Source organism: Ornithinibacillus salinisoli, assembly GCF_042684965.1.
GTDB classification, from domain to species: Bacteria; Bacillota; Bacilli; order Bacillales; family Amphibacillaceae; genus Ornithinibacillus; species Ornithinibacillus salinisoli.
On sequence record NZ_JBHUMI010000014.1, the window covers coordinates 381,682 to 403,552 of the forward strand.

Here is a 21,871-nt window from a genome sequence, read left to right on the forward strand (position 1 = left end):
AGTTCTTTAAATATTTTTTATTGAAGTAACTCGAATAATGAATTTTCCGTATCGCTACTTATTACATCTTCTCCTCCAAAAAGGGTAAGCTTATATAAGTCTTTTTCTGTAAAATAGTCAGAAACCACATTTCTTTACGTTTAAAGTTTTGAAAAGTTTGTACAAACTACAAGCATAACTAGTCTTTTCGATAATGGAAGTCTCTAGCAGGAAGATAAGATGCCTGTCGAATGAGTGAAACACAGGAGAGTCATTTTCTCCTGTGTTTCACTGTTAAGTTATTTTAGCTTTCTTTGCTGCAGCAATCTGCTTTTACTTCTTCGATTTTGACTTCACAGCAGCTTTCTTCTTTGTCTTTACCAAAGATTTTCACTAGAACATCTACCATTCTCCTCACCTCCTTTCATACTGAATTAACTTATACAAGATAAAAAATGAAACCGGATAAGGTTGCCATAGTAATGACGGAAAGTACGAATGCAATTACGAGTTGCTTTTTAAAAATAGATTTTAATAGTATTACTTCAGGTAAACTAGCACCTGCAGAACTGATCATCATTGCCATAACTGGCCCTAATGCCATCCCTTTTAAAATAAACACTTGAGATATGGGAATCATACTGGAAAGTCGAATATACAAAGGAATTCCGACTACTGCTGCGATTGGAACGATCCACCAAGATTCCTGACCAAGCCATTCGGATACCCATGCGGTTGGCACCATACCATGAATTACTGCACCAATTGCCGCACCTATAATGAGATAAGGATATACACCTTTCATAAGAGTCAGTGTTTCATCCCATGCTCCTTTCCAATGGAACGATTTCGTTTCTTCCTCATACCCTGTCATCATCACGCTTTTCACGTAACGAGAAAATCCTAGTTTAGTTAGTGAAAAACCAATTATAACGGAGAAAGTCGCTGTCACTATGGTATAGATAATTGTAACTTTCCAACCTAAAATGACTCCCATAAGCGTCAAGATAGTTGGGTCCAGGACAGGTGATGCAAACAGAAAAATCATGACGATAGCAAATGGCATGTTTTTACGTAGCATATTGACCACAACCGGTATCGTTGAACACGAACAAAATGGAGTGATAAATGCAAATAGCAATGCGGCTATTACACCTACCCATGTGTTTTTCTCGCTTAGGTAGTGTTCGATTTTCTTATAAGGGATGTAAGCTTGCAACGCACTTATGAGGAAAGTGATTACAAAGAATAAAATTGTTAGTTCCACGGCGATAAATAAAAAGCTTTTAACCGTTTCCATTTAGATCTCTCCTTTAATCAAATATTTTTGATGTATAGTGTAAAGAATAATATAAATCAACTTTTTTTGATTTATAGCGCACCTTTTTTTAAAATCAACTATTTTTGATATATTACTAAAACAAAAATAGCGGATGCATTTCATTAACATGAAGGGACAAATAAACAGCATAATTCGCTAGATAATAAATGATTTACCTCTTTCTCGTTTAGTTTATAAAATCCCCAAGTTCCTTTTGTTTCCTTCTCGATTAGATTTGCGTCCAGCAATATTTTTAAATGGTAGGATAGCTTTGATTGTGGCATACCGATCAGTTCAACTAAATCACATACACATGTGGATCCATTTTTAGTCAGCAAATGCATGATATGAAGTCTTTTCTGATCAGAAAGTGCTTTAAACTTAGCTGCATACGTATCAAAGGTTTTATCTAGTGAGTTATCCATTACCGGAAGTTCCTTCATTAGTCATTCTCCCCAATCATTAAATCAAATATTTTTGATCTATTTAATACCATCATATACCATTATTCCAAAAAATCAACTAAAAGCATTCGACAAAAACCGGGAGGTGACAGGCACCTTTTAATAATCCTACCTTCTAAAGTTACAGAAGGTAGGATTTTAAATGATTGTTAGTTTCCTAATAACAAGTTTCAAAAAATCTTATGATTGCTTAATTTTCCTCACATAGAAAAATATTGATCCCGCTACTACTATTACAATTAAGCTAATCCAAATTAGTGCGGAAGAAGATGAAGTATCGTCTTTTTCTCCATTAACTTCACTATCTTCGGCTAGGCTATCACTCTCTTCTAATTCTTCATCTGAAGTATCTTCCTCTGATGATGATGCAGTTTCTTCCATTTCAAAAACAGTAAATATACTAAAGTGATCTGTTTCAGCAGTTACAACACCATCTTCATATATACCACCAATAAGTTCCCAAGCCTCATCTTCCTCATTGTAGTAATATATTTTTACATTATCAGGATTCTCTACCTTACTAGGATCCACCCTAAATGATAATAATACCGGTTCGGAAAATTGACTAAGTATATTTGTTCCTTGGGTTATTGTAAAATCATAAACATCACTGATTGCCCCAGATACAGGGTCTTGCTTTCTAAGAGATACAGATGTTTCATCTGCATTTCCATCAAAAATGAATGACGGTATTGTTATACTTGTTGTCGGTTTTTCAATGGATATACTACTATTTGTAGTTTGTAAGATACTAATATGATGTTTCGTAAATAAAACTTCACTATCTTCATCATCATCATCTTTTAAATCAACAACAACTTCAGATTCATTCTCCAAGTTAATAAATTCATCTTCTGAAAAAACAATCGTGTTACCTTGCTTGGAATGTCGAACAAATACTTGTCCTTTATCTTCTTTCTCTTCTTGATTTGTGCTTGTCGGATCACCTGTTTGGCTCTCGTTCTCTGATTTACGATCTTGTTCATTATTTGCAGTTCCAGTAGTTGAATTTCCATTTGAACTAGATTCTGAGCGTTGTGGCGATTGTTGATTGTCTTTGCCATCTTCTTTTTGTTCTTGTTGTTGATCTGATCCTTTTTCTTGCTGCTGTTCCGACACTTCTTCTTCATCTAAATCCGTATTTGTATTTTCCTCAAATGTGTAACTTATTGTTTCCGATAAATCTGATTCCTTACCGTTTGCAACTGCAGTTACCTCAAAGTAAACTGTTTTGCCAGCGAAGGATTCTAAGGAATGTTCTGTAAAGAAAACGTTCGGATCATCTGCAAGAATCTCACTAACTTTCTTCTTTTCCTTATCCGCTTCTGTGTAATAGTACAAATTATATCCATCTACTAGATCAATTTGGTCCCAGGATACTGTAAAGAAGCGATTCCCATATTCACCCTTCCAATCTTCTTTTCCTTCCTCAAATTGTGATTGAAGATTTTCCGGGATCGGAATCTCAAAAGTATAGTCTATTGTATTCATTGAAGAAGATTCACTATTTCCAAACAATGATTTAACACCGAATGTCACTGTATTTCCATACCAGCTTAGTAATTGTGAATCTGTCACAATATAGCTTTGATCAAGCAATGGGGCCGTATTAAGTAAACTCATTGACTCCGTATCAGAACTTTTAGTATAAATATTATAGCCGTCTCCAGTCATCATATCCCAGTCAAACTGGTATTTACCTTCCGCATTCAAACCCATCTCTAGGTTCTTTACAATAGGTTGCTGTAAATCTTCTAATGACTGAAATTTATAAATAGCATTATCCCCTATGACAGATAATAATATCTCCCCATTACTATTAATGTTTGCGAGGTTTATTTCTAGATCACTAGGTAATGTATATACAGGAAGCAATGTCTCCTTATCATAGATGTTAGTTGTAGAGATTACGTAATCGCCTTGTAAGGAAACGAAGGCTTCTCCTCTATCGAAGTAGCTTCCCTGTTCAAGGGTAACATCATTCTTTTGCAATCTAAATCCTGCATAATAAACATAATCCTCATCCAGGAATACTTTACGAGCAGGATAAGAAAAACCATAGCCATCTTTGTAATCTGATTCTGAAACATGACTTCCATCAACAGGATCCATGACGTATAGATCAGAACCAGATGATCCTGACTCTGCGATATACAGGAGATCATTTCGACTATCTAATTTAATACTTGGCTCATAATAGGTATCACTATTTGTATTTGGTTTTTCAATCGTTCTTTCAGTATTCGTAATTAAATCAATATGGTATATCTTTACCCATTGGTCTTCGGTTGTATAATATAAATCTGTTCCATCTGTTTCGATTTCAAATGGATTTTGCTTCGTAGTTATATAAGTTACCTCTGAACCTAGTACTGGTTCTGTAACTGCTATCTTCGTACCGCCAAAAAGAGCAATATATAACTTACCATCTACAAGTTCTATGTCCGTTGGTATTGCACCGATAATCTTTCTTTCAACAACATTCATTGTTTCGGTATCAATAAAAATTAGTTCGTTGCTACTTTCAGAAATAGCATAGATGCGACTGTTCGTTTCATCTACTACCCAGTCGTCGATTTGTTGATTCAGATTAAGTTTATTGTTCTTTACATGTACTTCTACAGTAGGATCTGAATAGGTATCCATATTTATAGAAATTGCATGATCGCTAGCATTGTATACATATTTACGTTCTCCATCAGGTAAGATATGAGATACTTCCGCGGCAAAAGATCCTACCTTTTTAAACGTATCTCTATCATATATACTTTTGGTGGAAAACACATAATTTTCATCCACAGCAACAATATTTGCAGCTGTAAATTTATTATGTTCAGAACGGTAGTCCTCAGCATATACGCCATATATATCTTCTAAATTAGTAAGATTAATTTTATGGCCCGCATAAAAAATGTCCTGCCCATCAACAGCTAAATTCTTTTTCGGGTAAGAGAAACCATATTCTTCATTAAAAGTAGTTTTCGTTATAAGCGAGTAATCAATAGTAGAAATAGCTTTCATGTTTGAGCCAGAGCTACCTGATTCTGCAATAAGCAATGTATTCGTTTCATCTTCTAAATGTAAAACTGGGTTTGAAAATGACGAATACGTTTCCCCCTGTATAGTTACCTCTTCCTCAGAGTTTGTAGCGAAATTGTAATGATATAACCTTCCACCATTTGTATAAAAAACTTTATCACTACCAACTGAGATTTGATCCGGGTTATTTAGTGTCGTATGCTCTTTAATTTCCTTTGATTCACGATCAACTACTCTAATCTGTGAGAAATCAGGTAAGGAAATATATAGTTGATCATCTTGGAGGTCGATATCCATCGGATTTTTCCCAATATGTACAGTATCCATAATTTCAAAAGAATCTAATGATATATAATGCAAATTCCCATTAGCTGTTACAGCATTAATTGTATTGTTCTCTTTGTCGATTAACCAATCAACTAAAGAATCTTCTCCCAAGGAAATAACATTCTCTTCATTTGCATATGTTCTGTTTGAAAGTGGTTCGGTAATTACCATTGATAGTAAAAGTGTTGTAATAATAAAAATGAAAATGCCTTTTCTCATCAAATCCCCCTAAATGTTGTTATTTCTAAATGGAAGTTATTTTATATCGCTTTTTGTTTGATCCGGACCCTCCTTTTTTTCTGCAATATAAAGTCAATATTTTAGTTGTCCAAAGAATTTAAAATATTGCACTATTGATATATCGACCAAAAACAATCTTTTTTTAGGTAAAATGACTCATTTGGTGAATTATAACTAGATATATAGACCTATTAAAAAGGTATATATACCTACAAAAAGAAGGCTCTCCCTTGGGAAAACCTTCCTTGTTTACTTCTATTCTTCTATCTCTTTTTTCCTTCTACGAATCAAGCTTCCCAGCATACTAAGAACTGGCCGCTTCCCTCCTAACACAAGTCCAGCAATTTCTGCAAGGATGTGAAGTAACATTAGAAGGATGAACATAAAGATTAGGTTCGTTGTAATTGAGGCATTTGATAGTAGAATGGCTAGCACGCCAAACAACGCGCTTATTCCATACAAGATCAAAACCGTTTTGCGATGGCTATAACCTGCCGCGAGTATCTGGTAATGAATATGCTTTTGATCCCCCATCATGATGTTTTCCTTTTTCAATGCACGGCGTATTATCGAGAAAAGTGTATCAAAAATTGGGACCGCCAGCACGATTATCGGAAGTACAAAACTGAATAAGGCAATATTTTTAAATAAACCTAAAATGGATACTACTGCGATCATATAACCCAAAAAATTAGATCCCGTATCACCCATATAAATTTTTGCTGGATAAAAGTTATGATACAAAAATCCGAGATTCGCTCCGATTAAGACAATACAAAAATATGCTACGAGTAGTTGTGTATCAATAATAGCCATGATAAACAGACTTGTTAATGCAATCGTTGTTACCCCTGTTGCAAGACCATCCAATCCGTCAATAAGATTGATCGCATTGGTAATCCCGACGATCCATAGAACCGTAATTAATACACTAAAAAATCCTAAATCAACAATGCCAAAAAGTGGGATCGTGATCCGCTCAATAATTAGTCCACCTGATATAAGAAACGAAGCGGCTATTAGCTGGCCAGTTAGTTTTGCTACAGGACGTAATGTGAATCGGTCATCTAATGCCCCTGTAATGATGATGATAACAGCACCAACAACGATTTCAGGTAAATGTTCATGATGTGGTTGTAGGTAGATGGCTCCTAAAAAGGCTCCAAGGAAAATAGCCAAACCACCTAATCTAGGTGTCACCTTTGTATGTATTTTTCGTTGGTTAGGGAAGTCAACTGTCCCAACCTTCATCGATAATTTTTTAACTGGATACGTAAGTAACCATGATGAAATAAGTGCGATAAAAAAAGCGATTATGAAATCGACGTATGGCAGCATAATATTCTCCTATAATTAAGATAGATTGCGTATGATAGTATTCTTGCCTAAATTATAGCTACTGATAATCATACTTGCAAATTTGATCAAATTAACGTCAATGTATTTTTACAATTGAGATAATTGGAATGATGTGGTAATATTAGCGCGAACTTATTAATTTCTTATAGGAGTGTTGTTATGAGTCCTTATGTATTTGTATTAGCAGCGATTTTGGCCGTAGTGCCGATGCTCATTGTCTTTAAAATTAATATGGAAAAATTAAAGGAAAATCCGGACCAATCTGGAAAGTTACAACAAAATTTTTTCATCGGAGCAGCACTAAGCGAAACAGTTCCTCTCATTCTCATTATTTTTGGAATCGCCAATATGGAAGAAGTTGCATCGATTGAAGAATTATTTATCCCTGGGATCATTGTCATTTTAACAATGGTTATTGGAACCTTTTTTGTATTTTTACAACGATCTGTTGGAGTTCCAGAGGAGTCTAAACAACTTGTTACGACATTTGCTATGGTTGGGGTAGCACTTGTTAATGCGATTCCTATTATCGCTCTCGTCTCACTATTTATGATGACACCCGCATAAATTAAGTCGTTAAAAATTTTCTGTGCGCCTACACGTGTGTAGGGCACTTTTTTTGTATTGCTTTCATAAAGTACTATTTCCTACTATAATATGATAAGAAATTGGCGTTTTGAAAGTTGGTAGAGATTTGGATAATCACAGTAAAATTACAAAGGTTTGTATGTTGGCAGGAAAAATAATGTTGGAGTGTAGCGCCGAAACTTATCGTGTGGAAGATACGATGGATCGGATAGCAAGGGCTTTTGATATCGCAAATCCACAAAGCTATGCAACACCAACCGGGATTAATTTTTCCGTTGATCGGGCTGAGGCTGCTAACTTCATGCGGATTGCCAAGCGTACGACAGATTTATATAAAATAGCCGAAGTTAATCGGATTTCTCGCATGATCACAGCTAATGAACTCACGTTGGATGAGGCACTGGAATCCTTGAAGCGATTAGAATCCAAGAGCCTTTTCTACTCTCACAAGATACAAATTCTTGCTGCTGCACTAGTGAGTGGCTGCTTTACCATCATGTTTGGCGGCACATGGACAGACTTCCTTCCCGCTTTTATTGCAGGAGGATTAGGATTTGCTGGGATGTTAGGGGTTGAAAGGTTCGTGGAAATCCGCTTCATAGCAGAGTTCTTTGCATCCTTAATCATTGGGTTGACGGCATGGGTATTTATTACAACCGGATTAGGAATGGAACTGGATAAAATAATTATTGGGGCCGTCATGCCATTAGTTCCAGGTTTACATATCACGAATGCGGTCCGCGACTTAATGGCAGGCCACCTCGTTGCAGGCGTCTCCAAAGGAGTCGAAGCAATACTCACCGCATTCGCCATCGGAGCAGGCATCGCCGCCATCCTCGCCTTCGCCTAGTAATGTCGAAAAATGTCGGTGCCTGTCACCTGTCGAATTTTGTCGGTGACAGGCACTTTATAAGTTAGGAGTTTTGGGTTATGGTTATTGTTGCGCAGTTGGTTACTAGTTTTATTGCTGCGGCTGGTTTTGGTGTTCTTTTTAATGCTCCTCGAAGGGCTCTTATTCAATGTGGATTTGTTGGTATGGCTGGTTGGATTTTGTATTTTGTTCTCGTACAAAATGGTATGGATGCTGTTCCAGCAACTGTTTTCGGTGCCATGTTAGTAGCCGTTTTCAGTCATATATTAGCACGGATTTATAAAACACCTATTATCGTATTTAATGTTTCTGGGATCATTCCTCTTGTTCCAGGCGGAATTGCATACGAAGCAATGCGTAATTTCGTGGAAAATGATTATTACAATGCGATTCAATATTCTGCCAAAGTTATGCTGCTAGCTGGAGGTATAGCGATTGGTTTAATGTTCTCGGAGGTTGCTAATCAAATCATTCGAAAACTAGTTACTAAAAAATCGCGTGCTTGACTTTTATAAATTATTTCACCAGTTCATTCTTTTTTATCCGCTATAATTTAGTGCGAATTACCTACCATAAATAGGTAATTTTGTCTAAAAGTGACGAAATATATTGAAAATATCGTTCAAAAGTTATATTATTTAGATAACATTAATATATGTAAAAGGCAAACTTATTGAAAAATAAGGACGCAAAGTTACGAGTCTAAGGTCATCAGACTAAGATCGTCGGACCGCCACAGGGATTGGGTAAAAAAGTATTGCAAATCTTGAAGACATCTTTATCCACCATATTTAGAGGTGGATTTTTTTATACCTGATTTGGGAATGCCCCTTTTACATAAGATTTTTTTCTATATGAAAGGTGGATGTTCTATTGACAGTATTGTTTGGTACAATCGAGTACTTCGAAAGAGAACTATTAGTAGCTGCTAAGAATCGACCGAAAAAATTATCAGAAATAGATCAAATTAAATCATTTTACTCATTATTAGAGAATGAAATTTCATATGATTATATATGTGATGATTCATTCCGAAAAGACTGTTTACAAAACCTTACAACTGCATATGAGAAAATCATCAGTCAAAAAACAGCTCGACAAGTAAAGATATCGTTATCTTAAAAGGAGGCTAATGATGAATAAAGAAAATAGTTTATCATCAGAAATGGAAAAAGCAGGTATAGGAGATGTAATTCTTTTTGATCGAAGAGATAATCTGTGCGAAGGAACAGTTTTTCTTGTAAGGGATAATAGTGTATTAGTTGAAATATCTAGGGAAGCTGCCAAGATATTAGGGTATGAAATGCCAAACACAGTTGTTAGACATGGGAACTATACAATTAAAGCAAGTTGTTAACGTAAAAAAGGAGTTCTGTCCTCATTGGACAGAACTCCTTTTATGATTATACTTACTTCACTAATTCTTTTAGTTGTTTTCCTGGCTTGAATGCAGGAACTTTGCTAGCAGCAATTTGGATTTCTTCCCCAGTTTGAGGATTTCTTCCAGTACGAGCTGCGCGGTCACGTACTTCAAAGTTTCCGAAACCGATTAATTGTACTTTGTCTCCACTTTTTAATGAGTCAGAGATAGATTCAAATACTGCGTCTACAGCTTTTGTTGCATCCTTCTTTGAAAGTTCACTTTTCTCTGCTACTGCATTTACTAATTCTGTTTTATTCATTTCTATCAACCTTTCCTATTTCTTATTTATATCTCTATTTTACTATATCGGTAATATTTAGCAAACATTAATAGCCAAATCCAACTATATTACATGTTTTTCGTCCATTTTATAGTAAATGAATAGAGATTTGGACGGAAATAGCTTTTTTTAGTAGTATTAGTATATTATTCCGATTATTTTTTCTAACCTAAGGGAGGTGCGGACATGGGATACGTTATTTCATAAAATAACATCCATTTGAAAGTGTTTGTGGACATGAAGTACGTTAATTGCACCAATTAGGACGAGAATACCTGTATTTTCAGTTAATAAAGGAACAGATGTCCTCCTAGACTCTCAAAAGCATAATCTGTCACAAATAAGAGAACAATTGTCCGCTTGATTACTATACCAAAAAATCCCACTACACTAACCATAAGCTAACCAATAAATGAAGATAAAACACAATCAGAGCACATTACCACACACATAAGAAAAAGCCCCCAAAGGAGCTTTTCCCACAAAAATTATGCTTCTTTTTTCTTTCGTCGGACAATTTTACCTGTTAGATCATCGAACAAGGTATATACGACCGGAATCAATACCAGTGTAAATATACTTGAAACACTTAAACCAAAGATAATCGTAACAGCTAATGGTTGCTGCATTTCCGCACCTTCTCCTAACGCAAGACCTAGCGGTATCATCGCTAGGATCGTTGTTAATGTCGTCATAAGGATAGGACGTAATCTGCTCTTTCCGGCTTCAATAATTGCCTCAAATCGGTCCATACCTCTCCTCCGTAAAATATTGATGTAATCAACAAGTACGATCGAGTTGTTCACAACTATTCCGGCGAGCATAATGATTCCGATAAAACCTGGGATACTTAACGGTAATCCAGTAACAAACAATCCACCCATAACACCAACAACAGTTGCTGGAAGAGAGAACATAATAATAAACGGGAATAGGAAGTTCTCAAATTGAATTGCCATTACCGCATACACTAAAAAAATGGAGAAGACAAGGGCTAGCGCTAAATCAGTAAATGATTCCGTCATGTCTTCCGCTTGCCCACCTAACGAGTAAGAGTAATTTTCAGGAATAGACATACTCGCTAATCTATCTTCTATATCTGATACGACACTTGCTAAGTCACGATCCACAACATCACTCGTTATATTCATTTGTGGTTGTTGATTTTGTCGTAATAACGAAACAGGTCCTTGCATTTCCTGAAAATCAGAAACCTCTTCTAAAGGTATCACTGCTCCAGTTGGTGTTGTCACTTTCAAATCCTGTAAATCGCTGATAGTACTACGCTGATCTTCGGGATATAGAAGTGTGACATCCATTTCATGTCCTTCCTCACGATATTGAGTTGCTAGTTGCCCCGTAAATTGGAGGCTAATTTGTCCCAATATCTGATCTTGAGTTAATCCGTACATAGCCGCTTTTTCATTATTTATTTCAATGTTCATTTGCGGCACACCTTCTGATGCCGCTGTAGTAGGATTATACACACCATTCACCGCTTGTATTTCAGAAACAACTTCCTCAGCTAAGTCACTTAATACCTCGTGCTCCGGACCATTCAATTGGATTTGAATAGGATCTCCCATGCCCATGCCTGCATCGGATGCACTTACAGTTATTTCTGCTCCAGGTATACCTTGTAACCTCTGATCGATCTCCTGCACAATATCTGTTGTTGTTTTATCCCGGTCACTAGCTGGGATGAGTTGTATCATATAGGAAGCTTGGTTTCCACCGCCACCCCCCATAGGACCCATTGCCCCGCTACTACCTACACTTACATAATTGGTTTCAATATAATCTTCATAATCTGTTAATCGATCATTCACTTTTTCCACAATATCTTCCGTATGGCTTAATGAAGTTCCCGTAGCAGTTTCAACCGATATTTCCATTTGCCCCTGATCTGCTTCTGGCATAAATTCTGCTCCGATCAGCGGAGTTAATGCCAAGCTTCCTACGATAGTAATAATGGTTGCAGCAACGGTTGTTTTTCGATGCTTTAAAGTCCACTTTAGAATTCTTGCATAGCCGCTTCCTATACGCTCTAATAAATTATTGAACCAATAACGCCGTCCATGGTTTTCCATTGCTTTTGATAGCAATTTGGAAGACAACATGGGTACCAATGTTAAGGCAACAACAAGGGATGCGATTAAGGAAAATGCAACTGCTAATGCTAATGGCGTAAATAAGTCTGATGCAATTCCTTGCACAAATACAATCGGTAAAAATACGACTAATGTTGTTGTCGTCGATGCAATAACTGCTGGCGTTAACTCAGAGGCACCTTTAATCGCAGATTCCTTCAAGCTATAGCCACGCTGCCTATAGGAATAAATATTTTCTAAAATAACAATCGAACTATCCACCATCATTCCAAGTCCTAATGCCAATCCACCTAGTGTGAGAATATTTAGCGTCTCACCAGTAAAGTACATTAAGGTAAATGTTGATATGATCGCAATAGGGATTGATGCTCCAATGACAATTGTTGCCCGGATGCTTTTTAGGAATAACAGCAAGATAATTAAGGACATAATGCCCCCAAGTAGGATATTCTTCACAACCGAGTCAATCGACATTTCAATAAATTCGGACGTATCAATGACAACACCTAGATCAACATCCTCTGATAATTGACCATTTAACTCCGACATAGCATCCTTAATATTTGACGCAACATCAACCGTATTTCCATCCGTTTTTTTCATGATGGATAATACAATTGATTCACTGCCATTGACTAGGGTCAATCCATTCGATTCTTTATAGGTGTCATGTACTTCTACTACATCTTCCACATGAATGGTTGCCCCATTCTGTGTTTGAATTATTGTTTTACCAATATCATCGATGGAGTCAAATGTACCCGTAACGCGAAGTTGTAAGTCCTTGTCTCCTCGTTCGACTGTACCGACAGATGATGACTGATTTTGGCTATTTAATGCTTGTGTAATCGCTTGTGGATTTAAGCCATACTGTTGCATTTTTGCTTCATCAAGAATTAATTGAATTTCTCTTGTTTTAGCACCTTCAACAGTTACGGACGCAACACCGCCTTGACGCTCAAAATATGGAACAACTTGATCTTCCGCAATTTGTGTTAATGCTGATGCATCTTTCCCAGTTATACTGACCCACATAACAGGCATTTGTTCTGGGTTAAAGCGCATAATGTTGGGTTCGGCAGCATTTTGTGGTAAAAATCCTTTCACCTGATCGACACGTTCCCTAACATCGAGCAATGCTTGATCCAAATCTACGCCATTATTAAACATCATAACAACCAGTGATGAACCTGACTGTGATTGTGATTGTATCGTATCAACACCTTCTACGGAACTAATCGCATTCTCGATCGGTCGGCTGATTAAATTCTCAACTTCCTGTGGGGCTGCATCATCATAAGATGTTGCTATTACTGCAATTGGCAGGTCTATTTTCGGAAAAAGATCTACAGCCAAACTGCGGAGCGAGATAACACCGAGTGCAATAATAGCTAGTACGATCATGATGACACCAACAGGTCGTTTGACAGATGTATTTACTAGCTTCATTGCTTATTCCCCACTTTCTTCAACGATCTCTACCTTCGTTCCATCACTTAATAATAGTTGACCATTCACGACAATTTGATCTCCTTCAGATATCTCTGCCTCGACAGCAGCTACATCTGATTGTGTTTCCTGAATTGTTATGTTTGTTTTTACTGCTTCTTGATCGTTTATGATATATACAAACGTTTCATCACTTTCTTCCACAATAGCTGCTGTTGGAATTAAAATCGTATTTTTCACACGTGAGACAGGGATATTCATTGTTGCAATAACACCTGTTACAATTTCTCCATCCTCATTGTCAACTGTTGCTTCTACATCATAAAGACCATTATCATTTGGCATTTGGCCGACAGTCATAATTTCTGCTTCATACTCTTTCCCATTAACAATGGCCGTAAAAACATCTTCTTTCTTGATCTTTGCCATCATATCGGCTGTTACGCTAAATTGTAATTCCATCACTTCCATGTCTGCTATCATTGCAAATGGTTCTGAGTTATCTACCATTGAACCTTCTTCAACACCTAGATTGACAATTTTTCCAGCGGCAGATGCATAGATATTTTGATTACCTGCTACCGTTGCAATTGTCGCAATCACATCATCTTCTTCCACCATATCGCCTTCTTCAACTTCCAACACATCAACTTCACCAGGGTTTTGTAACATGATTGGAGTCATTTTATTTGGTGAAGTTCGACCAAATATTGCTCTTTCCACGACCAGATCTCCTTCTGTAACTTCGGCAACTTCTACTGATGCTATTCTATCTTCCGCATCTTCATTCGATTCGTCCTCTTCCGTACAAGCAGCAAGAATAAATATAAGTAATAATGCTGCCATTATCATTATCTTTTTCATGTTCCAAACTCCTTTATTTTAATCTAATAGTTCCATACGAAAATAGGATGCAATAAGTTCACATTTTTCGTGCAAAATTGGATATCGTTGGAGATGTGCTAAGAGGCCTTGCATGATGATTTTTTTCGGTGCATCTTTTTCTACCTCAGACTCGATCTCCTTCAACACTTCATGTAATTCCATAAGCTTCGTTTGTTCTAATGGTAATACACTTATTTTCTCCCGTAATTCATTAATAATTTCGGTGAGTTCTACTTGTTGACTATTTATCTCCATTTGAAAATTTTCCATCATTGCGAGTGACTCTTCTTTATTCGCGATCATCGATCCCACAAGAGCATCCATTCTTCTAACGATATAATCTCCAACAGCTGAACGATCAATGGTAATATCATCCATTAATATCCATTTAAAATATCCATGAATTAGTCCATCCAACTGAATAATACAATCAAGTAATATTGGGTTTATTTTGTCACCATAAACAGCATAAATTTTTTCCTTCAACCATATGAAATGTTCTGTTTTTATCTTTTTTATTATTTCATTTGTTTTTCCATTAATTGATACGTCTTCTCTTATATGCATTGTAATAAAGCTTTTATGCGAATATATAAACTCTGTTAAGGTAGTAATTTGTTCGGCTAAACTAACTCTTGCTACTAGGTTTTTTTGTTTTATCTTTTCCAATTGTTCCGAGATTTGTTGATGAAAATATTGGAAGGATGTTGTGACAAAGTCGTCCTTTGATTGAAAATATAAGTAAAAGGCACCTTTTGAAATTCCTGCTTTGTTTGCTATTTCTTGAATGGATGTTGCGTGATACCCTTTTTCAGCAAACAAGGAGATCCCTATTTCAATCAATTTCACCTTTTTCGCATTCACATGGTCACCTCTTTCCAGCATGACTGACTAGTCAGTCATTATTGATTATACAAATTTAATAAAAAATTCACAGTACTTATTATACATACAATTATTAAAAATTACCAAGTGAAATAATGTGAACATTTTGTAACATGACTGCTAGGTCAAATTTGATTTATATATGAATTTGTAAGGTTGGGAAATACGGAAAACACGTGTAGTTGTAGTTTGGAGTGTGATACACTATTTATAAGCATGGTATTATTGGAGGGAATTACATGGATATTGCAGCAATGTCTGTTGCTATGAATCAGGCACAAGTTCGTTCGGATGCAAGTTTAGCCGTTATGGATAATGTCATGAATGTAATGGAGCAACAAGGTACACAATTGACCGAAATGCTTCAACAAACTGTCAGTGGTGCTCCACACCCATCACTTGGAAATCAAGTCGATCTCCAAGTGTAATCACAAAATACATCCCCTGTTTAAAAACAGGGGATTGTATTAGGCAACACGACTACTCTTCATCGTTATTATTTTTATCTTCCGTGTTCATGCCTTCGTCTGTGTTATTCTCATCAAGACCATTATCTTCGCCTAAATCGTCGCCGGCGCCACCGTTTTCACCATTACCATTGCCGCCGTTTTCGTTCATCTCACCATTATTTTGATCCTGATCATCCATACCAGCACCATCATCATCTTGATTCAATGGTGCATCATCTTCTTCAACGGGATCTTCGATTACATCATCTTCTACCGGATCCTCGTCTTCATCAGTTCCACAGGCAGTGACCAACGATAGAGCTAGAATCGGTGTACCAAACTTTATTAGCCATTTCTTTTTCATGAAAATTTCCTCCTTTAGTTGTTCACTTTCGCCATTAGCTTACCCATTTTCACAGTAAGTGATACAATTTATAAAGAAAATCCTTCATTAAGGGGTTATTTTGTCGAATCTAGGTAAATGGTTTGACGAAAAATAGTGACTATCCAAAAATATTTTTAGAAAGTCACTATATATTGTGTCAGAATGAATTATTTCATTCATCTTTATCTTATTTTTATTTGATCGCAAACATAATTTCTGCTTCACATGCAACTTCACCATTAACGGTTGCGATTCCTTTTCCTTTACCAATTGGCCCTTTTAAACGAGTGATTTCCACTTCCAGTCTCAACTGATCTCCAGGTCTTACCTGACGTTTGAATCGGCATTTATCAATACCTGCAAGAAATCCTAACTTGCCTTTGTTTTCTTCTTTTCCTAGTATGGAGATAGCACCTACTTGCGCTAGAGCCTCTACTATTAGCACACCTGGCATAACAGCATATTCTGGAAAATGTCCTTGGAAAAATGGTTCATTGATTGTAACATTTTTCAATCCCACAACCCGTTTACCTTCTTCCATTTCTTCTACTTTATCCACCAATAAAAAGGGATATCGATGAGGAATAACCTCTTGTATTTGTTCTATATTCATTTCAAACGCTCCTCTTTTATGTAGGCTCTTTTCAGATAGTTTGTTGCTGATATTGTATAGAATGTGCAGGAACTTTTGCGTAGATTACTTTGACAGTCTAATTCAATAGTGAGCTACAAAACCGCTCCGTCAGAATACTTCGCTTATGGTTATCTTCTGACTATGGTGTTAGCCCATGCTATTAACGCATTGTGGAACTCTTTTTAATGGAACAGAATACATGCCATGAAATTGCAACACACTATTCTAGCGGAAGGCGGAAGAAATACACGTAGACTCCTTGAAAAAGAAAACCACTTTTCCAGCGTGCGATGTGTCGCTGACGTAGCATTCCTTGGGACTGCGATTACTCGCCCCACCGAAAACCTTTGTCCTGCGGGAAGAAAGGCATCAGTGAGACCCCACAGTGCGTAGCACGAGGAGGTCACCATCTACCCGCGGAAAGCGAAGTGTATTTCTAGAGCGAGGTAAAGTCAACAACCAACATTTTAAGTTAATGCGCATTTTCATCAATTACTCAATAACATTCCTTACTTGACTAAGCAACAATCCTCCAAAGAATAGCCTATTTTAGCTTTTCCCTTATTATAGCAGAGTTAACAACATAAAAAAAAGCTTGTACATTTTCTACATACAAGCTCTCCTATTATTCTTTTTTAACAAGATCTAAAATATGTTGCCATGTTTCAGATTTCAATGCGTCGCTTGGATCACCATCACCGATTATTCCATACCCAAACATTAACCCACCTATCAAAGCAGCTCCAGCAAGTAAAAGAACAACAATGATACGTAGCCAAATTGGAAAAACACGGCGTCGGGATTTGTTTTTTCTTTTTTCTGCTTTTTGTTTCTTTTTCTGTTCTTTTCTTGTTTTTTTATCTGTTTCGGTTAGCTCTTCTTCATAGCTGCGTGATCGCTTTTGTTTACGCTCAGCCGAATTATAGTCTTCCTTATGCTGCCTTCGTGTTTGCTTTTGATTGGTGTTTTGTTTAGATTGGTTTGTTGTTAACATTTTGGTTCTCCTTACCCTTATTACATCTAAATTTTACTTACGGTAGTGCAACCTTTTCTTCTCGTTAAGATCAACTATCGTAATTGGTTGATTAACCCCATCATTTGGTCTGAAGTTGAAATTGTTCTAGCATTGAACTGATAAGATCGTTGCGTTAAGATCATATCTGTCATTTGCTTGGAAATATCAACATTTGAATTTTCAAGTGCTCCGCTTTTCATGGACGGGTTTACATTTTGAATAATTTCATCAAATGCATAGCCTAACTCATCAAGGTTCGGTAATCGGAAATTATTGTCTCCAGCAGCTTCTAATAACCGAGGTCTTACTGCTTCTACAGTTGATAATTCCCCAACTAACTCTGACTGACCTCCACGGCTTACATTGATGAGACCATTATCCCCAATAGTTATGTCATCAAATCCATCAGCAAAAACAATCGGTCCATTTGCACCTAATACAGGGTGACCATCTTTGGTAGTTAGCATCACTTGATTATTTTCCATTGGACTTAAATAGAATGAACCGTCTCGTGAATATTGCGTTTCCGTAACCCCATTTTCCGTTACTTGGATTTGAAATAAGTGATTCGACTCTTGTAGCGCAACATCTAATGCTCGTCCGGTTTCCTTAATCGCACCAAGAGAAAGGTCAATGTTAACTGATCCAAGTTTTGCACCCGAACCTACCCGAACCCCATCTGGAGTTAAACGCCCCTCCGCATTCGCTGGGTTATTCATATTGTTTATTTGCTGAAACAAAAGCGAAGAAAAATCTGCATTTCGATTTTTATACCCTGTTGTTTCACTATTGGCTAGATTATGTCCTATTAAATCCAACTTATTTTGCAACTGATTCATTGTTACAGCTGCTTGTATCATCATTCTAGACATAATTGTTCCTCCTGATTGAATATCTCAACTAATTAGAGTTATTTAACTTAGCCAATACGGCCAATTTCGTTCACAGCTTTATCCATACTTTCATCATACGCTTTTAGGACACGTTGATTGGTTTCAAACATTCGATAAGCTTCCATCATTTCTGTCATCGATTGCATCGCATCCACATTAGATCCTTCTAGGAATCCTTGTTGTACCGTAAATGTTACACCGGCTGGGACTGCACCTGCTTCCCCATTAAACAAGCCATTTCCTTCTTTGGTAAAATCATTAGCATTATCAGTATATGCAATGCCAAGTGGAATATTTTGTCCACCAACTTGGAGGTTACCATCTTGGGATACAGCAAATTCCATTCCATCAGTTTGAATTGGATTTCCCGCTTGATCTAACACATAATAACCTTGATTAGTTACAAGATTCCCTTGCCCATCAACGGTAAAATTTCCATTTCTCGTATAGCGAACTTCTCCAGCTTCATTTTGTACCGTGAAAAAGATACTTCCGGTCTCATCAGGCATCGTACCATTAACAAGTGCCAAATCGGTAGTGACGCCTGTATCACGAATATCACCTTGCATGTAATTTGGAACAATTTCCTGTACATATACACCTGTATTTAATGATCCTATAGGGTTTCGCGTTGGAAATTTAATATTATTTTGCGTCGGGATACTTTTACCTCCCATTTGCTGCATTAACATTTCTGGAAATGCTCTTAAGGTTGCTTGATCCGCTTTATAACCTGGTGTGTTTGCATTCGCAATATTGTTGGATAACGCTTCTTGATGACGCTGTTGTGCAATCATTCCACTAGCTGCCGTATAAAATCCTCTTAACAAGATGGGTCCCCTCCTTTTTTTGTGTAAATATATTTTCTATCTTAATTTCGGCATTTTTTTGTGAGGAATGTAGTTGATTTAGACGATATTTCTTCGTTCTACTTTATCAATATTTTCCAGCATAATGCCAGTTCCTTTAGCAACGCAATGCATTGGTTCTTCCGCCAAGAATACAGGAACTTTGAGTTCTTCTGCCAATAGCTCATCAATTCCATGAATCAATGCACCACCACCAGTTAAAATAACACCACGATCAATAATATCCGCAGAAAGCTCTGGTGGTGTGCGTTCCAGCACTTGTTTTGCTCCTTGAACAATAAGTGAAACTGGTTCACGTAAAGCTTCCTCGATTTCATTTGAACGAACCGTTATCGTACGTGGTAAGCCTGTTACCATATCACGTCCACGAATATCCAATGCTTCATCACGAGAGTTTTTAAAAACAGTTGCTACATTAATTTTAATGTTCTCTGCTGTGCGTTCTCCGATCAATAGCTTGTACTTTTTCTTTATGTACTGAAGAATTTCGACATCAAATTTATCCCCAGCCATTTTTATTGACTCCGAGGTTACGATGTCGCCCATTGATAGTACCGCTACATCCGTTGTACCGCCACCGATATCAACAACCATATTACCGCTTGGTTGATAAATTTCCATACCTGCTCCAACAGCCGCTACTTTTGGCTCTTCTTCCAGGTAAACTTTCTTACCACCAGATTTTTCAGCCGCTTCTTTAATTGCTTTTTGCTCCACCTTCGTAATGTTTGTAGGACAACAAATAAGCATTCTTGGTTTAGAAAGAAAGCCCTTCACATTAATTTTATTAATAAAATATTTCAACATTGCTTCTGTAACATCAAAGTCAGCAATTACTCCGTCCTTTAAAGGTCGAATGGCTTCAATATTCCCTGGCGTACGTCCAACCATCCGACGTGCTGCCTCACCGACTTCCAACACTTTCCCTGTATTGCGGTCCATCGCAACAACCGATGGTTCATCTAGCACAATTCCTTTACCTTTTACATGAATTAATACATTAGCTGTTCCAAGATCAATTCCTATATCCCTAGAAAACATGAACGATAATTCCTCCCAACGTTAATTACTTCTTGCACCTGTCCGAAAACACAATGCTACTTATATAATATTTTACCACAAAAATCTACAATAAACTGCAAATATAGGAAAAAGGTTGGAATTTTTTTGTTTTGAGGATGATTGGGATGTTGTGTTGGATGTTCTTGTGAATGTGTGTCTGAGGTTTTCACGTGATTGTGTCCGATGCCTACTCCATCCAAAAACGCAGCTATATTAGCTGCGCTTTGGAGTTTCTATGTTCATTTTCTTCTTCGCTTGTTCTTCCTACCACCTCCTTTAAGTTGGTAGTGAGAAGTTTTGACATACTTTCGTTGGATGTAGTTCTAAATCACCCTACTGGTTCGGCATTTTTGTCGGATCTTGGGTCAGTTTGGTATTTCTTTCTTGTTGCTTCTCCTCCACGGAGGTGGCGGATTGATTTGTGGTACTCGAGGATTTCTTTTACTTTTTGAGATAATTCTGGGTTTATTTCTGGTAATCGTTCAGTTAAATCTTTATGAACTGTGCTTTTTGAAACACCAAATTCTTTTGCTATCACTCGGACGGTTTTTTTCGTCTCCACTACATACTCACCTATCCTGATAGTTCTTTCTTTGATGTAATCGTGCACACCCGTTCGCCTCCCTATGTTGAATATTTCCGAGGTGTGTTCTGAGACTAGGTGATTCGAAAAAATTGATGAATGCCTGTTCGCTTGGCAATTTCCGTCGTTTTTCCGACTTCACAAATCTGACCATTCATGGCAAATTAATTTTGTGGCAAGCTGAATTCTATGGCACATGTAAAAGAGCGATCTTGAATAGTAGAAAGTTCACATAATTTAGTTGATTTTTGTTTGATCAGAAATAAGATATAACGTATGAATTTTTCTTCGGTTGGGTATATGTATTATTGAAGTTTGGATGACTAGTTGAAGAGCCACACATAAGCTCTCACCTCAGACTTACTGATTGCTTGGTTTGTAACATTTTATTACGAAAGTTCGAGGAATATGATTAAAATTAATGCAATGGCACTGAGGACAAGTAGTTTTTTTGCAATTGTTAAAATATACTTGAAATTTTCACCTTTCATTTGAAATAGAAAAAAATTCCACACTTGTACCAGCATGGAATTTTAAATTACTGTATTTAATAAATCTTTGCGACATACACTTTTACACTCGCACCAATACATCTTCATTACAAAAACCTACGTTGACGCGCTTTCTTTATCAATTTCTCCGTAATCTGGATCACTAAGTTCTACAAATCCCAGTTGCGAAGAAATGGCAAACATAAAAACTATAAACACGACGAATAAGACCGTTTTTATGTTTAGCATATTATTCCTCCTTTCACAAA

23 protein-coding genes and 1 riboswitch are annotated in these 21,871 nt (G+C 36.9%); of the genes, 6 read left to right on the forward strand and 17 right to left on the reverse strand.

Annotated features, from left to right (window positions below; translation table 11 throughout):
* Window positions 1-418 precede the first annotated feature (418 nt).
* From ACFSTA_RS09075 to ACFSTA_RS09090, 4 genes are all read right to left on the reverse strand, one after another.
* A complete protein-coding gene (locus ACFSTA_RS09075) occupies window positions 419-1,279 on the reverse strand; it encodes a permease (RefSeq protein WP_377556300.1) in 861 nt (286 codons plus the stop codon).
* A gap of 143 nt (window positions 1,280-1,422) precedes the next feature.
* Complete coding sequence (locus ACFSTA_RS09080) at window positions 1,423-1,743, reverse strand: ArsR/SmtB family transcription factor (RefSeq protein WP_377556301.1); 321 nt, start codon at window positions 1,741-1,743, stop codon at window positions 1,423-1,425.
* 201 nt (window positions 1,744-1,944) lie between these two features.
* The gene (locus ACFSTA_RS09085; protein WP_377556302.1) at window positions 1,945-5,349 is read right to left on the reverse strand and encodes a hypothetical protein; all 3,405 of its coding nucleotides are present in this window, start codon (window positions 5,347-5,349) and stop codon (window positions 1,945-1,947) included.
* A 276-nt stretch (window positions 5,350-5,625) separates the two neighbouring features.
* Entirely contained in the window at window positions 5,626-6,708 is a 1,083-nt protein-coding gene (locus ACFSTA_RS09090) for a glycosyltransferase family 4 protein (protein WP_377556303.1), read from the reverse strand.
* Window positions 6,709-6,888: 180 nt separating this feature from the next.
* Between ACFSTA_RS09090 and ACFSTA_RS09095 the strand changes: the two genes are divergently transcribed.
* From ACFSTA_RS09095 to ACFSTA_RS09115, 5 genes are all read left to right on the forward strand, one after another.
* The gene (locus ACFSTA_RS09095; protein ID WP_377556304.1) at window positions 6,889-7,296 is read left to right on the forward strand and encodes a hypothetical protein; all 408 of its coding nucleotides are present in this window, start codon (window positions 6,889-6,891) and stop codon (window positions 7,294-7,296) included.
* A gap of 160 nt (window positions 7,297-7,456) precedes the next feature.
* Window positions 7,457-8,167 carry a threonine/serine exporter family protein gene (locus ACFSTA_RS09100; RefSeq protein WP_377556468.1) on the forward strand — a complete coding sequence of 237 codons (711 nt, stop codon included), beginning with the start codon at window positions 7,457-7,459 and terminating at the stop codon, window positions 8,165-8,167.
* Window positions 8,168-8,247: 80 nt separating this feature from the next.
* On the forward strand, window positions 8,248-8,694 hold the full coding sequence (locus ACFSTA_RS09105) for a threonine/serine exporter family protein (protein ID WP_377556305.1): 447 nt from the start codon (window positions 8,248-8,250) through the stop codon (window positions 8,692-8,694).
* Window positions 8,695-8,841: 147 nt separating this feature from the next.
* A riboswitch (cyclic di-GMP riboswitch) is annotated at window positions 8,842-8,926 on the forward strand.
* A 135-nt stretch (window positions 8,927-9,061) separates the two neighbouring features.
* Window positions 9,062-9,310, forward strand: a complete 249-nt coding sequence (locus tag ACFSTA_RS09110; RefSeq protein ID WP_377556306.1) for a hypothetical protein — start codon at window positions 9,062-9,064, stop codon at window positions 9,308-9,310.
* Between the two features lie 13 nt (window positions 9,311-9,323).
* Window positions 9,324-9,545: a DUF2187 family protein gene (locus tag ACFSTA_RS09115; RefSeq protein ID WP_377556308.1), complete on the forward strand. Its 222-nt coding sequence runs from the start codon at window positions 9,324-9,326 to the stop codon at window positions 9,543-9,545.
* A 52-nt stretch (window positions 9,546-9,597) separates the two neighbouring features.
* Here ACFSTA_RS09115 and ACFSTA_RS09120 read toward each other — a convergent pair whose 3' ends face one another.
* From ACFSTA_RS09120 to ACFSTA_RS09135, 4 genes are all read right to left on the reverse strand, one after another.
* Entirely contained in the window at window positions 9,598-9,870 is a 273-nt protein-coding gene (locus ACFSTA_RS09120) for an HU family DNA-binding protein (protein ID WP_377556309.1), read from the reverse strand.
* Between the two features lie 509 nt (window positions 9,871-10,379).
* Window positions 10,380-13,451 carry an efflux RND transporter permease subunit gene (locus ACFSTA_RS09125; protein ID WP_377556310.1) on the reverse strand — a complete coding sequence of 1,024 codons (3,072 nt, stop codon included), beginning with the start codon at window positions 13,449-13,451 and terminating at the stop codon, window positions 10,380-10,382.
* A 3-nt stretch (window positions 13,452-13,454) separates the two neighbouring features.
* Window positions 13,455-14,315, reverse strand: coding sequence for an efflux RND transporter periplasmic adaptor subunit (locus ACFSTA_RS09130; RefSeq protein WP_377556311.1), 861 nt, complete (start codon window positions 14,313-14,315; stop codon window positions 13,455-13,457).
* A gap of 18 nt (window positions 14,316-14,333) precedes the next feature.
* Entirely contained in the window at window positions 14,334-15,221 is an 888-nt protein-coding gene (locus tag ACFSTA_RS09135; RefSeq protein ID WP_377556312.1) for a TetR/AcrR family transcriptional regulator, read from the reverse strand.
* A 239-nt stretch (window positions 15,222-15,460) separates the two neighbouring features.
* Here ACFSTA_RS09135 and ACFSTA_RS09140 point away from each other — a divergent pair, with 239 nt between their 5' ends.
* Window positions 15,461-15,649, forward strand: a complete 189-nt coding sequence (locus ACFSTA_RS09140; protein ID WP_377556313.1) for a YjfB family protein — start codon at window positions 15,461-15,463, stop codon at window positions 15,647-15,649.
* Between the two features lie 52 nt (window positions 15,650-15,701).
* Here ACFSTA_RS09140 and ACFSTA_RS09145 read toward each other — a convergent pair whose 3' ends face one another.
* The 9 genes from ACFSTA_RS09145 to ACFSTA_RS09185 all read right to left on the reverse strand — a co-directional run bounded on the left by ACFSTA_RS09145 (window position 15,702) and on the right by ACFSTA_RS09185 (window position 21,851).
* Entirely contained in the window at window positions 15,702-16,034 is a 333-nt protein-coding gene (locus tag ACFSTA_RS09145; RefSeq protein ID WP_377556314.1) for a hypothetical protein, read from the reverse strand.
* Between the two features lie 214 nt (window positions 16,035-16,248).
* Entirely contained in the window at window positions 16,249-16,668 is a 420-nt protein-coding gene (fabZ, locus tag ACFSTA_RS09150; protein ID WP_377556316.1) for a 3-hydroxyacyl-ACP dehydratase FabZ, read from the reverse strand.
* 646 nt (window positions 16,669-17,314) lie between these two features.
* Complete coding sequence (locus tag ACFSTA_RS09155; RefSeq protein WP_377556317.1) at window positions 17,315-17,683, reverse strand: DNA-directed RNA polymerase subunit beta; 369 nt, start codon at window positions 17,681-17,683, stop codon at window positions 17,315-17,317.
* A gap of 74 nt (window positions 17,684-17,757) precedes the next feature.
* Window positions 17,758-18,576: a flagellar hook-basal body protein gene (locus ACFSTA_RS09160; RefSeq protein WP_377556318.1), complete on the reverse strand. Its 819-nt coding sequence runs from the start codon at window positions 18,574-18,576 to the stop codon at window positions 17,758-17,760.
* Window positions 18,577-18,623: 47 nt separating this feature from the next.
* Window positions 18,624-19,427 carry a flagellar hook-basal body protein gene (locus ACFSTA_RS09165; RefSeq protein WP_377556320.1) on the reverse strand — a complete coding sequence of 268 codons (804 nt, stop codon included), beginning with the start codon at window positions 19,425-19,427 and terminating at the stop codon, window positions 18,624-18,626.
* Window positions 19,428-19,505: 78 nt separating this feature from the next.
* Window positions 19,506-20,507: a rod shape-determining protein gene (gene mreB / locus ACFSTA_RS09170; RefSeq protein WP_377556321.1), complete on the reverse strand. Its 1,002-nt coding sequence runs from the start codon at window positions 20,505-20,507 to the stop codon at window positions 19,506-19,508.
* Between the two features lie 349 nt (window positions 20,508-20,856).
* A complete protein-coding gene (gene spoIIID / locus ACFSTA_RS09175) occupies window positions 20,857-21,138 on the reverse strand; it encodes a sporulation transcriptional regulator SpoIIID (protein WP_377556322.1) in 282 nt (93 codons plus the stop codon).
* A gap of 453 nt (window positions 21,139-21,591) precedes the next feature.
* On the reverse strand, window positions 21,592-21,678 hold the full coding sequence (locus ACFSTA_RS09180; protein WP_377556469.1) for a hypothetical protein: 87 nt from the start codon (window positions 21,676-21,678) through the stop codon (window positions 21,592-21,594).
* Window positions 21,679-21,719: 41 nt separating this feature from the next.
* The gene (locus ACFSTA_RS09185; protein ID WP_377556323.1) at window positions 21,720-21,851 is read right to left on the reverse strand and encodes a hypothetical protein; all 132 of its coding nucleotides are present in this window, start codon (window positions 21,849-21,851) and stop codon (window positions 21,720-21,722) included.
* Window positions 21,852-21,871: the final 20 nt, after the last annotated feature.

Coding starts and splice junctions, on each gene's coding strand:
- ACFSTA_RS09075 (WP_377556300.1), bottom strand. CDS start 1,279: ATGGAAACGGTTAAAAGCTTTTTATTTATCGCCGTGGAACTAACAATT.
- ACFSTA_RS09080 (WP_377556301.1), bottom strand. CDS start 1,743: ATGAAGGAACTTCCGGTAATGGATAACTCACTAGATAAAACCTTTGAT.
- ACFSTA_RS09085 (WP_377556302.1), bottom strand. CDS start 5,349: ATGAGAAAAGGCATTTTCATTTTTATTATTACAACACTTTTACTATCA.
- ACFSTA_RS09090 (WP_377556303.1), bottom strand. CDS start 6,708: ATGCTGCCATACGTCGATTTCATAATCGCTTTTTTTATCGCACTTATT.
- ACFSTA_RS09095 (WP_377556304.1), top strand. CDS start 6,889: ATGAGTCCTTATGTATTTGTATTAGCAGCGATTTTGGCCGTAGTGCCG.
- ACFSTA_RS09100 (WP_377556468.1), top strand. CDS start 7,457: ATGTTGGCAGGAAAAATAATGTTGGAGTGTAGCGCCGAAACTTATCGT.
- ACFSTA_RS09105 (WP_377556305.1), top strand. CDS start 8,248: ATGGTTATTGTTGCGCAGTTGGTTACTAGTTTTATTGCTGCGGCTGGT.
- ACFSTA_RS09115 (WP_377556308.1), top strand. CDS start 9,324: ATGAATAAAGAAAATAGTTTATCATCAGAAATGGAAAAAGCAGGTATA.
- ACFSTA_RS09120 (WP_377556309.1), bottom strand. CDS start 9,870: ATGAATAAAACAGAATTAGTAAATGCAGTAGCAGAGAAAAGTGAACTT.
- ACFSTA_RS09125 (WP_377556310.1), bottom strand. CDS start 13,451: ATGAAGCTAGTAAATACATCTGTCAAACGACCTGTTGGTGTCATCATG.
- ACFSTA_RS09130 (WP_377556311.1), bottom strand. CDS start 14,315: ATGAAAAAGATAATGATAATGGCAGCATTATTACTTATATTTATTCTT.
- ACFSTA_RS09135 (WP_377556312.1), bottom strand. CDS start 15,221: ATGCTGGAAAGAGGTGACCATGTGAATGCGAAAAAGGTGAAATTGATT.
- ACFSTA_RS09140 (WP_377556313.1), top strand. CDS start 15,461: ATGGATATTGCAGCAATGTCTGTTGCTATGAATCAGGCACAAGTTCGT.
- ACFSTA_RS09145 (WP_377556314.1), bottom strand. CDS start 16,034: ATGAAAAAGAAATGGCTAATAAAGTTTGGTACACCGATTCTAGCTCTA.
- fabZ (WP_377556316.1), bottom strand. CDS start 16,668: ATGAATATAGAACAAATACAAGAGGTTATTCCTCATCGATATCCCTTT.
- ACFSTA_RS09155 (WP_377556317.1), bottom strand. CDS start 17,683: ATGTTAACAACAAACCAATCTAAACAAAACACCAATCAAAAGCAAACA.
- ACFSTA_RS09160 (WP_377556318.1), bottom strand. CDS start 18,576: ATGTCTAGAATGATGATACAAGCAGCTGTAACAATGAATCAGTTGCAA.
- mreB (WP_377556321.1), bottom strand. CDS start 20,507: ATGTTTTCTAGGGATATAGGAATTGATCTTGGAACAGCTAATGTATTA.
- ACFSTA_RS09180 (WP_377556469.1), bottom strand. CDS start 21,678: ATGTCGCAAAGATTTATTAAATACAGTAATTTAAAATTCCATGCTGGT.
- ACFSTA_RS09185 (WP_377556323.1), bottom strand. CDS start 21,851: ATGCTAAACATAAAAACGGTCTTATTCGTCGTGTTTATAGTTTTTATG.